At 65.5% G+C, this 12955-nt stretch carries 14 protein-coding genes; 10 read left to right on the top strand and 4 right to left on the bottom strand.

The window, feature by feature from the left end:
- Nucleotides 1-7: 7 nt before the first annotated feature.
- From JJC00_RS17720 to JJC00_RS17705, 4 genes are all read left to right on the top strand, one after another.
- Nucleotides 8-475, top strand: a complete 468-nt coding sequence (locus tag JJC00_RS17720) for a RidA family protein (RefSeq protein WP_200473763.1) — start codon at nucleotides 8-10, stop codon at nucleotides 473-475.
- Between the two features lie 9 nt (nucleotides 476-484).
- Nucleotides 485-1237, top strand: coding sequence for a glycerophosphodiester phosphodiesterase (locus JJC00_RS17715; protein ID WP_200473762.1), 753 nt, complete (start codon nucleotides 485-487; stop codon nucleotides 1235-1237).
- Nucleotides 1238-1286: 49 nt separating this feature from the next.
- Nucleotides 1287-2552, top strand: a complete 1266-nt coding sequence (locus tag JJC00_RS17710) for a GNAT family N-acetyltransferase (RefSeq protein WP_200473761.1) — start codon at nucleotides 1287-1289, stop codon at nucleotides 2550-2552.
- Nucleotides 2553-2618: 66 nt separating this feature from the next.
- Complete coding sequence (locus JJC00_RS17705) at nucleotides 2619-3047, top strand: HIT family protein (protein ID WP_200473760.1); 429 nt, start codon at nucleotides 2619-2621, stop codon at nucleotides 3045-3047.
- Between the two features lie 112 nt (nucleotides 3048-3159).
- Here the strand turns inward: JJC00_RS17705 and tsaA are convergent, their stop codons facing one another.
- Together tsaA and JJC00_RS17695 are read right to left on the bottom strand one after the other, a co-directional pair.
- Complete coding sequence (gene tsaA, locus JJC00_RS17700) at nucleotides 3160-3651, bottom strand: tRNA (N6-threonylcarbamoyladenosine(37)-N6)-methyltransferase TrmO (protein WP_200473759.1); 492 nt, start codon at nucleotides 3649-3651, stop codon at nucleotides 3160-3162.
- 154 nt (nucleotides 3652-3805) lie between these two features.
- Nucleotides 3806-4828, bottom strand: a complete 1023-nt coding sequence (locus JJC00_RS17695; protein ID WP_246774248.1) for a lytic transglycosylase domain-containing protein — start codon at nucleotides 4826-4828, stop codon at nucleotides 3806-3808.
- A gap of 39 nt (nucleotides 4829-4867) precedes the next feature.
- Here JJC00_RS17695 and JJC00_RS17690 point away from each other — a divergent pair, with 39 nt between their 5' ends.
- Both JJC00_RS17690 and JJC00_RS17685 read left to right on the top strand, forming a co-directional pair.
- Nucleotides 4868-5884: a TRAP transporter substrate-binding protein gene (locus JJC00_RS17690; RefSeq protein ID WP_200473758.1), complete on the top strand. Its 1017-nt coding sequence runs from the start codon at nucleotides 4868-4870 to the stop codon at nucleotides 5882-5884.
- 72 nt (nucleotides 5885-5956) lie between these two features.
- Nucleotides 5957-6595 carry an HAD family hydrolase gene (locus tag JJC00_RS17685; RefSeq protein ID WP_200473757.1) on the top strand — a complete coding sequence of 213 codons (639 nt, stop codon included), beginning with the start codon at nucleotides 5957-5959 and terminating at the stop codon, nucleotides 6593-6595.
- Here JJC00_RS17685 and JJC00_RS17680 read toward each other — a convergent pair.
- Nucleotides 6592-7632: a phenylacetaldoxime dehydratase family protein gene (locus JJC00_RS17680; RefSeq protein WP_200473756.1), complete on the bottom strand. Its 1041-nt coding sequence runs from the start codon at nucleotides 7630-7632 to the stop codon at nucleotides 6592-6594. The two genes, JJC00_RS17685 and JJC00_RS17680, sit on opposite strands and share 4 nt — an antisense overlap.
- A 28-nt stretch (nucleotides 7633-7660) precedes the next feature.
- A complete protein-coding gene (locus JJC00_RS17675; RefSeq protein ID WP_200473755.1) occupies nucleotides 7661-8677 on the bottom strand; it encodes a carbon-nitrogen hydrolase family protein in 1017 nt (338 codons plus the stop codon).
- Nucleotides 8678-8875: 198 nt separating this feature from the next.
- Between JJC00_RS17675 and JJC00_RS17670 the strand changes: the two genes are divergently transcribed.
- The 4 genes from JJC00_RS17670 (at nucleotide 8876) to JJC00_RS17655 (ending at nucleotide 12918) form a co-directional block, all read left to right on the top strand.
- Entirely contained in the window at nucleotides 8876-9832 is a 957-nt protein-coding gene (locus tag JJC00_RS17670; RefSeq protein WP_200473754.1) for a helix-turn-helix domain-containing protein, read from the top strand.
- A gap of 50 nt (nucleotides 9833-9882) precedes the next feature.
- Nucleotides 9883-10173: a hypothetical protein gene (locus JJC00_RS17665; protein WP_246774247.1), complete on the top strand. Its 291-nt coding sequence runs from the start codon at nucleotides 9883-9885 to the stop codon at nucleotides 10171-10173.
- Between the two features lie 115 nt (nucleotides 10174-10288).
- Entirely contained in the window at nucleotides 10289-11314 is a 1026-nt protein-coding gene (locus JJC00_RS17660) for an aldo/keto reductase (RefSeq protein ID WP_200473753.1), read from the top strand.
- Between the two features lie 182 nt (nucleotides 11315-11496).
- The gene (locus JJC00_RS17655; protein ID WP_200473752.1) at nucleotides 11497-12918 is read left to right on the top strand and encodes an MFS transporter; all 1422 of its coding nucleotides are present in this window, start codon (nucleotides 11497-11499) and stop codon (nucleotides 12916-12918) included.
- The last annotated feature ends 37 nt before the right edge of the window (nucleotides 12919-12955 follow it).

Genomic DNA, 12955 nt, shown 5'->3' with positions numbered 1-12955 from the left:
TCGAGACATGGCGGGCACGGTCGAGCAGAAACTGGCGGAACAGGGCATCAAGCTGCACGACGCCCCCACCCCCGTCGCCAATTACGTGCCGTTCGTGCGCACCGGCAATCTGCTGTTCGTCTCCGGCCAGGTCTGCTTCGACCCCGCCGGCAAGCTGATCGCCAAGGGCAAGCTCGGCGCAGACGTCTCGATCGAGGAAGGTGCTGCGGCAGCGCGCGGCTGTGCCGTCAACCTGCTCGCACAGGTCAAGGCGGCGCTTGGCGACCTCGACAAGGTTGTGCGCGTGGTGCGCCTCGGCGGCTTCATCAACTCGGCACCGGATTTCCTGGACGGGCCGAAGGTTCTCAACGGCGCCTCCGACCTGATGGTCGCGGCCTTCGGTGACAAGGGCCGCCACGCCCGCACCACCGTCGGTGTCGCCTCGCTGCCCGCGGATGCCGCGGTCGAGGTCGATGCCGTGTTCGAGGTCGCCTGAGGCGGTATCGTGCGTGCTCCCGATTGGCTGACAGCGCGGCCGGTCGCCCATCGCGGCCTGCATGACATTACGCGCGGCATCGTCGAAAACATGCCGGGCGCGGTGCAGGCGGCAATCGCGGGCAATTTCTCGATCGAGGTCGACATCCAGCTCTCCGCCGACGGCGAGGCCATGGTGCACCACGACCATGCGCTCGGCCGTCTCACCGAGGCCACCGGCCCGGTGGTCGCAAAGACCGCAGCCGAGCTGAAGGCCATCAAGTTCAGGGATACGCCTGAGCGGATGATGTCGCTCAGCGACCTCTGCAGCATGGTCGCTGGCCGCGTGCCGCTGGTGATCGAGGTGAAGAGCCATTTTGACGGCGACCGCAAGCTGGTGAAGCGGATGGCCGAGGTGCTGGCGTCGTATCAGGGGCAAGCGGTCGGGATGTCCTTCGACCCCGACCAGGTGGTGGCGCTGCGCGAGTTGCTGCCCTCTCGCCCGCGCGGCATCGTCGCGCAGCGGAGCTATGAGGACAAGTACTGGGCCTATCTGACGCCGCAGCAGCGCGACAGCATGCTGTACCTGCGCCACGGGTTCCAGACCCAGCCGCATTTCGTCGCCTTCAAGGTCGACCACCTGCCGGCGCCGGCTCCCTGGATCGCCCGCAACGTCTTCGGCTGCGCCCTGCTCGGCTGGACCGTGCGCACGCCGGAGCAGCGGACGCGGGTTGGGCAATATGCCGATCAGATGATCTTTGAGGGGTTCGTGCCGCAGGCTTGATGTTCCCGCCCTCTTGAAGTCGCTGCTGCGATGCACGATCTTGGGCGCAATGGCATCATCCGACATCACGCTCGAGGCCGTACCGTCGATTGGCGAAGTGTCGCCGGAGGATTGGGACGCCTGCGCAAGTCCTGGCAGAGATCTTGGCAAGTATCCCGGCAAGGCCTGCAATGGGCATGGCGCGGGAACCTCATCCTGGCTCCCAGGTGATTCTCTCGACCTTTTAAGACCCGCCTATAACCCGTTCGTCTCGCACGCGTTTCTTTCCGCGCTTGAGAAATCGGGTTCAGCCACGATCCGCACCGGCTGGGGCCCGCGGCATCTGGTGGCCAAGATCGACGGCCGTGTCGCCGGTGTCGTGCCCTGCTATCTGAAATCGCACAGCCAGGGCGAGTACGTCTTCGACCGCGGCTGGGCCGACGCCTATGAGCGCGCCGGCGGTCGCTATTACCCGAAGCTGCAAGTCTCTGTTCCCTTCACGCCGGCGACGGGGCCGCGGCTCCTGGTCCGCGACGGCGTCGACCGCGAGCGGATCACCGAGGCACTGGCGAGCGGGCTGGTGGCGCTGTGCGGTGTCAGCAAGGCCTCCTCAGTCCACGTCACCTTCGCCCGCGAGGCCGAGTGGAAGCTGCTGGCCCAGCACGGCTTCCTCCAGCGCACCGACCAGCAGTTCCACTGGCGCAACGAGGGCTTTGGAAGCTTCGACGATTTTTTGGCGACCCTGAATTCGCGCCACCGCAAATCGATCAAGCGCGAGCGGCGCGATGCGCTCGGCGCCGGCATCACCATCCACTGGCTCACAGGCAAGGACATCACCGAGGACGCCTGGGACGCCTTCTTCGCGTTCTACATGGAGACCGGTTCGCGCAAATGGGGCCGGCCGTACCTCACGCGCGAATTCTTCTCGCTGATCGGCGAGACCATGAGCGATGACGTGCTGCTGGTGATGGCCCGCCGCAACGACCGCTGGATCGCGGGCGCGATCAACTTCATCGGCTCGGACACGCTGTTCGGCCGCAACTGGGGCGCGGTCGAGCATCATCCCTTTCTGCATTTCGAAGTCTGTTACTATCAGGCGATCGATTTCGCGATCAAACGTGGCCTCGCGAATGTCGAGGCCGGCGCGCAGGGCGAGCACAAGATCGCGCGCGGCTACCTGCCGCGGACCACCCACTCCGCCCATTTCATCGCGGACCCTGGCTTACGCCGCGCCATCGACGATTACCTCAAGCGCGAGCGCGCCTATGTCGCGGAGGCCGGACGCGAGCTGGCCGGGCTCGGCCCGTTCCGGAAAGGCATCGACGAGGCGCCTTGACGGTTTGCCGACGCTGGTGACAGTAAGCGCAAAACTCTAACTGTAAAGTTCTCGGGAGCCGCCGCCATGACCGCCTACGACCCCAACAACATCTTCGCAAAGATCCTGCGCGGCGAGTTTCCGTGCTACAAGATCTACGAGGACGAGCATGTCTTCGCCTTCCTCGACATCATGCCGCGGGTCACAGGCCACACGCTGGTGATCCCGAAGGCCCCCGCCCGCAACATCCTCGACGTCAACCCTGACGATTACGCCCACGTTGCCCGCGGCACGCACAGAATCGCGGCCGCCGCGATGAAGGCCTTCAACGCCGATGGCATCACCGTGCAGCAGTTCAATGAGCCGGCCGGCGGACAGGTGGTGTTTCATCTCCACATGCACGTGATGCCCCGCCACGACGGCGTCGCGATGCTGCCGCCCGCGAGCCGCAAGGAAGACGTCAAGGTGCTGGAGGAGAATGCCGCCAAGCTGATTGCCGCCTTGAAGGCGGGCTGAACTCTCTCTACCGTCATTGCGAGCGAAGCGAAGCAATCCAGACTATGTCCGCGGCAACAGTCTGGATTGCTTCGTCGCAATGGCTCCTCGCAATGACGAGGAGAGAATGTGTCTACTCCGTCTGAAAATCCCCCGGCTGCGGCGCAGCCAACGGGGTGAACTCGCAACGATCCGGCTTGATATCGATCAGCGGTGTGTTGTCGATGCAATCAAGCCCGCGCACCAGGATGGCGTTTCCCTCGATGCCGACGAGCTTCACGATCGAGGTGCCGATCGGATTGGGCCGCACCGGTGAGCGCAGCGAAAATGCGCCGCGGGTCTTTTCGTTGCTCTTCGGGCTCTGCAGCACAATGTCGCGGCGCGACTTGTCGAGCCAGTAGAGCACTTCGAGATTGCTGTAGAAATCGACGCCCTTGATCGCGGGCAAAAAGGGCTCGAAGATCTCGAGCCGACACACCGGGCCATCGGCGCGCCCCTGCCGCGGCGTCTCCAGCCGCGAGGTCCAGGGCGTTCGGATGCGGCCGATGAAGACGAGGCCGGCATCCTCCGTCGACGGCAGCTCGATGGCGACCTCGCCCTCGCGGAGTTCGTTTTCGCGAACCATATTTCCTCTTCCTTGGCTGTTCGCGGACGTTTTAGCTCAACCACCACTGGCCGGCCAGCATGAAGACTGCGCCCGTCGCCACGCCTGCAAAACTCGAGTGAGGGATCGGCGGAACCACCATTAGAGCCGCGGGGTGACCGGCGTGAGATGCGCCCTACCCGCTTACGCCCCGGTTCTTCAGCACGAAGCAGGCGCCGCCCGCTTTGCGGATACGATTGCAGAGATCGTCCGCCTCGGGGCGCGTGTCGGTGCCGATGCGCACCTGGTAGAAAGCGTGCGAACCGCGGCTGCGCACCACCGAACTCAACAGGCTGGGATCGCGCTCGCCGATCACGGCGCTAAGGCGCGTGACGGCGCGGGAGTACATCGCCAGCGCCTTGTTGCGGTCGAAGCCGGCGGCAAGTTGAACGCCCCAGATCTTGGCGGCGGCGAGCTCGACATGCTGTTCGAGCTCGGCGACGAACGGGTTCGGCGCGCGCTTCAACAGCGCCATCAGGTCGCGGCAGCTCGTCGGTGGCGAACTCGGCGGCCCCTTGCCGGTGCTGCCGGCCTTGGCCCATGCGTCAACCGTCGCGCCGGTGATGGCATAGACGTAATTGCGGGTCTGCTCCGGCATGCCGCCGGTGCCGGCGAGCCATTCCTGCACCCGTCGCGGGCCGGCATTGTAGGCGGCCGCGGCGAGGCCCAGATTGCCGAACTGGTTGCGCAGTTCATTCAAGAACTCGGCCGATTTCGGCAGGGCCTGCACCGGATTGAAGGGATTGAGAAGCCCGCGCTCGCTCGCGGTGCCCGGCATGAACTGCGCGATCCCCTGCGCATGCTCGCCGCTACGCGTCATCGGGCCCACCGCATCGGCCTGAAAGCGGCTCTCCTGCCAGATCACGCGGGCGAAGAATTCCAGCGGCAGCTTGGCATCGCGTGCCGCCGCCTCAACGATCAGGCAGATCGATTCCCGCGTATCGCTTTCGCGCGCATCCGCCGGCTTCTCCGGCGGCATCGCAAGCTCTTCGACGCTGGGGACGGCGACATTGGTCTTTGCCGGCGAACTGTCCCAGGCCGCCACCTCTGTCGCCGAGACCAGCGACGCGGCAACGATGAGTGATGCAATTCGCGTCAACCGTACCCAAGCATCGCGGTGGCGCGCGCCGGCGCGGCGTGCAACAAGATGATCTGCCATATCGTGGCATCGTGCCATTGTTCGTCGAGTTGCCAGTCTATGCTGTCTGACCTGCTTTTCCCAATGCGTTTCCCCGCCCAACGGATCCGTACGATCCTCGTCCTCGCCACGCTCATCCTGTCTGCCGCGCCTGCCATGGCGCAAGTCAGCTGGCGGATGACCACCGAATATCCGGAAAACAATATTTCCGGCATCGGGCTCACAACGTTCGCCGGTCGCGTGGCCGCGCGCACCAACGGTTTCGTGACCGTAACCAATGCCTTCGACAATCAGCTGAAGATCAGCTCGGGCGAGATGCCGCGCGCGGCGCTGGAGGGCCGGATCGCCGGCGGCGATGCGTTTGCGGGCGCACTTTCGGGCCTCGATCCCGTGCTCGGTTTTTCGACCCTGCCCTTCCTGGTGCAATCGGTCGATATCGCCCGCGCCGCCAATGCGCGCGCACGGCCGCTCTACGAAAAGGCGCTCGCCGCGCACGGCCTCAAGCTGCTCTATCTGACGATCTGGCCGGCCACGGGCGTGTGGTCGGACCGACCGCTCGCAGGTGCCGACGACCTGCCGAAACTCAACCTGCGAGCTTACGATGCCAATTCCAGCGAGGTGATGAAGGCGGCCGGAGCCAATGCGCAGTTCCTGCCGATGGACAAAGCGCTTGCCGGCCTGAAGGAGCATCAACTGAACGCGTTCCTCACCTCCGGCGATGGCGGCGCAGGACGCAAGCTGTGGGACTTCCTGCCCTATTTCACGGCCATCAACTACGCGATGCCGGTCTCGATCGCCTTCGCCCGCACCGAGGCATTTGCCGCGCTACCAGAGCCGATGCAGCGCGAGGTGCTGGCCGCCGCAGCCGAGACCGAGCAAAGCCAGCTCGCGCTGCTGGCCCACCGCGCGACCGAGAATTACGCGCGCATGCGCGACAACGGCGTCAAGATCGCCGAGCCCGCGCCGCCATCCCTCGTCGCGGCGCTCCGAACGGCTGCAACGGGTACGATCACCGCCTGGGAGGCCCAGGCCGGCGCAGATGCCGCCGCGATCGTCGAATGGGCGAAGCGGCAATGATGCAACGGGTCTTGACTCGAGACCCGATCCGGCTAGCAACGGACCAGCAGTTTCAACGCGAGCCGGCTCCTGATGGCGACTATTTTTTTCGATCTCGACGGCACGCTAACCAATCCGAAACCCGGGATCACCCGCTCGATCCAGTACGCGCTGGAGCGGCTGAGCCTCGCGGTGCCGAGTGAGGACGAGCTGACCTGGTGCATCGGGCCGCCGCTGCATGCGAGCCTGAAGAAGCTCACCGGAACCGATGCGCTGGCCGACCAGGCACTGCTGCTCTATCGCGAGCGCTTTAGCGACATCGGCCTGTTCGAGAACGAGGCCTATGCCGGTATTGTCGACACGCTGACGACGATTGCCGCGACCGACCAGCGCATGTTCGTTGCGACCAGCAAGCCCGCCGTCTACGCCAGCCGCATCGTCGATCATTTCGGCCTAAAGCCCTATTTCGAGCGCGTGTTCGGCTCCGAGCTCGACGGCACGCGCGTCGACAAGCGCGAGCTGCTCCGCTACGCGCTCGATGAGACCAGGGTCGATGCGGGCAGCGCCATCATGATCGGCGACCGCAGCCATGACGTGGTCGGCGCCCGAACCAACGGCATGACGGCGATCGGCGTGCTCTATGGCTATGGCAGCGAGGCCGAGCTGCGGCACGCCGGCGCGCATCACATCTGCGCCGCACATCCGGAGCTGCTCGGCCACTGCGCCGCTTAGGCGGCAACAGTTTCGACCGCCGCAAGCATCCCCGTCTTCGGATGGCAGCTCAGATATTCGAAGAACTGCTCGTCGGCGGCGGCCACCGTGACCTCGTGATAAAGCCGCAGCTTTGCTGACGGCCCCAGCGTCGAGAGATATTTCATCGCCGCACCGAAGATCTTTACGTGGGTCGGATGCGATTCCGCCCAGCGCTCCAGTGCGGCGAGACTTTTCCACCAGCTCTGACCGTAGGACTTTTCGCTCACCCGACCGTCGGCTGAAAGCACCTGCATGTAGCGGTTGGCATAGCAGCCGATACTGAGCCCGTCGTCGCGCAGAAAATCCATGCCCTCGCGGAGCACCGGCTCGACGTCGTCGAGATAGAGCTTGCGCTCGGACGCCTCGGTATCGCTCCAGTCCTGCCCGGAGCGGATCAGGCAGAGATTGTCATGCGCGTTCACGCGCAGCCGTGCGCCGTCGCGGATCAGCTCGGGATTGCCGCCCGGCGACATCGGATCGGTCTGCGACAACGGAATGCGGTCGCGCATGCCACCCCAATAAGCATGCTCCTGCACTTCGCCGCTCATGCCGTCGGCGATCACCGCGACACCTTCGGGCCTGCCGAGCGAGGAGAACAGTGTCTCGTGCCGCGCCACAGTGGGACGCAGCACCTCGATGAAGGTGCCGATCCCGTCGCGGTGCTTTCCGGTCCACGCCTCGCGTGTCGGCGCGAACCAGCCGTCGAAGCGCGCGATGTCGTCCCAATAAGCGACCGAGACAATGTTCGCATAACCGGCCTGGTCAACATAGTGCGCACGGTCCCAATGCGAGGGACCACCCTCGCCGGCGAACAGCCCGGCGATCTCGGTGAGCGCTTCCGTCGCAGATGGCGGCGTCGGCCCATGATACTGCACACCGAAATAGGCCATCACGACACGGCCGACCACGGGCTTATAGCGCGCCACGAAGGACGGATATGGCGGCTGGTAGTCGTCCGGCACGCGCTTGTGGCGCGTGCGCTGGGCTTCGAGATGTAGCGGAATTGCGGATTCCATGATCGTGCGCTCCCCTTGATTTCAGCTATCAGCTCGCCGCTGCCCCGACCTCCGTGGGCTCGACAGTGTCGACCGGAAGCGCAAACTGCTCGACGCGCTGGTATCGCTTCTTGTTGAGCAGCAGCCGCGTGACGTCGGGCCGCGAATAGTGCCCGGCGGGATCGGCCGCGTTCTTGGCGACACCGATGGCGCCGAGGTCGATCTCGGCGATCAGCAGCCCCTCCTGGTCCGGCGCCAGCTTGTCGCCGATCTGGCTGCCGTCTGGCCCGTAGATCGCGGCAAAGCCGCCGCCGACATGCAGCAGCGCGTTCTTGTCCGGCCGGTCGCAGAGCTCGTCGATCATCGCCTGCGAGACCGTCGCACAAGGTGCGAGCACGAAGCAGGAGCCCTCGACCGCATAGACCCGCGAAGCGGCGTTATTGACCTCGGCGCCGAGCGCCGGCGCAAAGGGGTCGTACAGCGAAAAGCTCGGCCAGGCCGCAACGTGCACCTGCTCGTTCTGGGCGTACATGGCGTATTTCGACAGAGGCTGGAGATGCTCCCAGCAGCACAGCGCGCCGATACGGCCGATGTCGGGGCGGGCATGGACCGCAAGATCGCTGCCGTCGCCCTCGCCATAGACGGTGCGCTCGGCATGGGTCGGCCGCAACTTGCGGCGCTTGGCGATGGTCTCGCCGTCCGGCCCGATCAGCCATTGCGCCAGATAAAGGCTGCCGCCGTCGCGCTCGGACAGGCCGATCACGGCGGTGAGCTTCGCCTTGCGGACGGCGTCGCGCAGCCGCTCGGCCTGCGGGCTGTCATAGGACAGCGAATTGTCGAAATAGCGCTGCACGAAGCCGCGGCCGATCGCCCAGGCCGGCGAGTCCATCCAGATATGCCAGGGGTAACCGGGGATGAAGGCCTCCGGAAAGGCGATCAGCTTGGCGCCTTTCTCCGCGGCGTCCCTGATCAGCGCGATCGACTTGTCGATCGAGGCGTCGAGGTCGAGCCAGGCGGGCGCCGCCTGCACCACCGCGACCTTGTATTTCGGATGTTCGATGCCCATTGCCGCCTCCATTGCCGGTTGATCGGAGACCACGTCCGATGCAGTCTATTGGGCCAAGCCGGGCGGCCGCGCGCTCGACCGCGGCGGAACAAAAACTCGACTGGAAGGAATCCCCGCCCCGGTACGGAACTTGCCTGCGGCCAGGCTGGATCTGCGCCACCATGCGGTTTTGCTGGATGTGAAAGGGAGGCCTGTGAGATGCCAATCCAGTTCACGACAGACGGCAGCCCCGGCTACCGCCGGCTCGCCCTCTGGCAGGACATCGTCTGCGACGTCTTCGTCGGGCTCGACTGCAAGTCGGACCTCGGCAGTGCTTTTCACGGCTCGGTCACGCAAGTCGCGCTCGGCAAGGCCGTTTGCTCCGAGGTCTGCTCGGACCGTCAGCACGTTTTCCGCACGCCCTCGCGCATCGCGCGCTCGGATCAGGATTATGTTCTCGTTGCGCTCGGCCATCGCGGCGACGGCGGCGTAGTGCAGGATGGTCGAGAGACCGTGATCCATCCCGGCGAGTTCGCGCTCTACGACACCACGCGTCCCTATGAGCTGAAGTTCAGGGACACGTTCTCCCAGACCATCTTCAAAGTGCCCCGCGAGATGTTGCAGCGCCGGCTCGGCGGCACCGAAACACTCACCGCGATCACATTCGCGGCCGATGTGCCGCTCGAGCGGCTCGCCTATGATTTCATCTTCCGCCTCTGCCAGAGCGCGGACCGGCTCGCGCCCAATAGCGCCGCTGCCCTGTCCGAGCAAGCCGTCGACCTGCTCGCCATGGCGCTGAGCGAACGGCTCGGTGCGACGTCGCTGCCGTCCTCGACCCATCGCTCCGCTCTGCTCTACCGGCTCAAGGCGCATATCCGCACACGCCTCGCCGACCCCGACCTTTCGCTCGCCGAGACCGCCGCCGCGCTCGGCATCTCCTCGCGCTACGTCAACGATCTCCTCGCCGACGAGGACACCTCGTTCCAGCGCCATGTGCTCGCCGAGCGGCTCGCCCAGTGCAAACGCGACCTCGCCTCGCCCGTGCTCAGCCGCCGCCATATCAGTGAGATTGCGTTTGCCTGGGGCTTCAACGACCTCTCGCATTTCGGCCGCGTCTTCCGCGAGCATTTCGGCATGTCACCGCGTGACTTCCGGCAGAGTCAGCTGCGGCACTGAGATCCGTTCCGGTCAGCCATCATTGCGAGCCTTCGTCTCGGGCGAAGGCAATGCTCGCCAATTCCAGATTGCCAGGCCTTGCGGCCTGGATCAGGCTGGCGTGCATGAGGACTCGTGCGACGATAAGCGGCCCGGAGCTGCTGCTGGGCGTGATCGCGATTCGGCTCGCGGCGCTGGTCCTGGTGGGCTGGGGCTTGACGCTCCTGCCGCGGCAGGCGCGTGACAGCGAACCTGCCTGCGTCCCCTCGTCCGCCACGAGGATCGAAGCGCAACATGCTGCAACGATGGTCGGTGCGCGCGTCGCAAATGCAGCATTCGATGACATGCGTCTGCACGACTAGGCCATTTTCCAAGCAAGGCGGGTATGCCGGTGCACGATAGGACAACGCGCCTGCTTGCATTACGATCTACTTCCAAGGCCGCGCCGATCAATCAGCGGTCGCGAGGAGCAGTTCGATGGAATACCGACGCTTGGGCCGGTCCGGCCTCATGGTGCCTGCTTTGAGCCTTGGCACGGGCACGTTCGGCGGCGTCGGCCGCCTCGCAGCTTGGGGAACGACCGACGCCACGGAAGCGCGGCGCCTTCTGGACATTTGTCTCGAGGCCGGCGTGTCGATGTTCGACACCGCCGATGTCTATTCGCTCGGTGAATCCGAACGGGTCCTCGGCGAGGCCATCAAGGGCCGCCGCGACAAGGTGCTGGTCTCCACCAAGGCCACGTTCCGCTTCGGCGACGGTCACAACGACATCGGCTCGTCACGGCAGCATCTGCTCACCGCCATCGACGCCTCACTGAGCCGGCTCGGCACCGACTATATCGATCTGTTCCAGCTCCACGGCTTCGATGCCTTCACCCCGCCGGAAGAGGTGCTGAGCACCCTCGACGTGCTCGTGCGCGCCGGCAAGATCCGTTATGTCGGCGTCTCGAATTTCTCGGGCTGGCATCTGATGAAGTCGCTTGGCGTTGCCGACAAGCACGGTTTCCCCCGCTACGTCGCCAACCAGACCTACTATTCGCTGGTCGGGCGCGACTATGAGTGGGAGCTGATGCCGCTCGGTCTCGATCAGGGGCTCGGCGCCGTGGTCTGGTCGCCGCTCGGATGGGGCCGCCTCACCGGAAAGATCCGCCGTGGCCAGCCGAAGCCTGAAGTGAGCCGCTTGCCCCAGACTGCAGATTTCGGGCCGCCGGTGCCGGACGAGCATGTCTATCGCGTCGTCGAGGCCATCGACGAGGTCGCAAAGGAGACCGGCAAGAGCGTCTCCCAGATCGCGCTGAACTGGCTGCTGGAGCGTCCGACTGTCTCGACGCTGATCATCGGCGCCCGCAACGAAACGCAGCTGCGCGAAAACCTCAGCGCGGTCGGATGGTCGTTGACCAAAGACCAGATCGCAAAGCTCAATGCCGCAAGCAACGTGACGCTGCCCTACCCATACTGGCACCAGCGGGGGACCTTCTCCGACCGCAACCCGCCGCCGGTGTAAGAAAGCGAACGTTGAGCGCGGCCCGGCCTGGATTGCATCAAGCGGGGCCGCGCTACTCATGTCCGTGACGCCGGGAGACCTGCATCCGGCACAGGAACCGTCCGTGTCCTGCCGGGTTGCGATGCATCGCGCAATTTCCTAATCCGGAGATCATCACGGCTCGAATCAAGCACGCCTCCACCATGTCGTCCGTTCCGATCGAGCATTCCGACGGCCTGCCCCAGCCCGAGCGCAATCAGGCGATCCTGACCATTGCGCTCGGCATCCTCATGGCCGTCGTCGACAGCGCGATCGCCAATGTCGCGCTGCCGACGATCGCAACCGACCTGAACGCAAGCCCGGCCTTCTCGATCTGGATCGTCAACGGCTACCAGCTCGCGATCACCATCTCGCTGTTGCCGCTGGCCTCGCTCGGCGAGATCGTCGGATATCGCCGCGTCTATCTGGTCGGGCTCGCGCTGTTCACGCTCGCATCCGCATTCTGCGCACTGGCGCATACGCTGCCGTTGCTCACGACCGCGCGCATCATCCAGGGGTTTGGCGCAGCCGGCATCATGAGCGTCAACTCGGCGCTGGTTCGCTTCACCTATCCTCGCAACCTGCTCGGCCGCGGCATCGGGCTCAACGCGCTCGTCGTCGCCTTCTCCGCCGCGGTCGGACCGACGCTCGCCGCCGGCATCCTCGCAGTCGGCAGCTGGCCCTGGCTGTTCGCCATCAACGTTCCGCTCGGCGTGGTCACGCTCGTGCTCGGCCTGCGCAGCCTGCCGCATACGACGCCGGCGAGCCATTCCTTCGACTGGCAGAGCGCGGGACTCTCGGCGATCACCTTCGGCGTCGGCATCGCCGCGATCGACAGCGTCGGTCACGGCGAGGCGACAATCACCTGCCTTGTCCAGTTCGCCGTCGCAATCGTCGCTGGCGCATTGCTCATCTATCGCGAAACGCACATGAAGTCGCCGCTGCTGCCGGTCGACCTGTTGCGCATCCCGGTATTCGGGCTGTCGATTGCGACCTCGATTGCCTCGTTCTGCGGGCAGATGCTGGCCTTCGTTGCGATCCCCTTCTACCTGCAGAGCCGCTTCGGTTATTCGGCCGTGCATATGGGCCTCTTGATCACGCCGTGGCCGATCGCAGTGGCGTTCGCAGCCCCCCTCGCCGGCCGCCTGGTCGAGCACTATCCGGCCGGCCTGCTCGGCGGCATCGGGCTGACGCTGTTCGCCTGTGGCCTCGCCGCGCTCGCCTTCCTGCCCGTAAGCCCGACGCCGCTCGACGTGGTCTGGCGGATGGCGCTGGCGGGCGCCGGCTTCGGCCTGTTCCAGACGCCCAACAACCGCACCATGATCGCGGCCGCCCCGCGCGAGCGCTCCGGCGGCGCTAGCGGCATGCTCGGCACGGCGCGCCTTCTGGGCCAGACCACCGGAGCTGCGCTGGTCGCGCTGTTCCTCGGCCGCTATCCGGTCGAGGGAACCCGGATCGCGCTTCTCACCGGCGTCGGATTTGCCATGTGCGGCGCGATGCTGAGCATGCTGCGGCTATCGCCCACGGGTGCGCGCGGCGCTGAACACGTTCGGGTGCAGGACGACCAGCGCCTGCGCGGTGAATAATCTCCGAGACGCACGATGCAGGTAAATAAAAAGGCCG

Source organism: Bradyrhizobium diazoefficiens, assembly GCF_016616885.1.
Taxonomy (GTDB): Bacteria; Pseudomonadota; Alphaproteobacteria; order Rhizobiales; family Xanthobacteraceae; genus Bradyrhizobium; species Bradyrhizobium diazoefficiens_F.
This window is presented reverse-complemented; position numbering and strand designations above follow the sequence as displayed.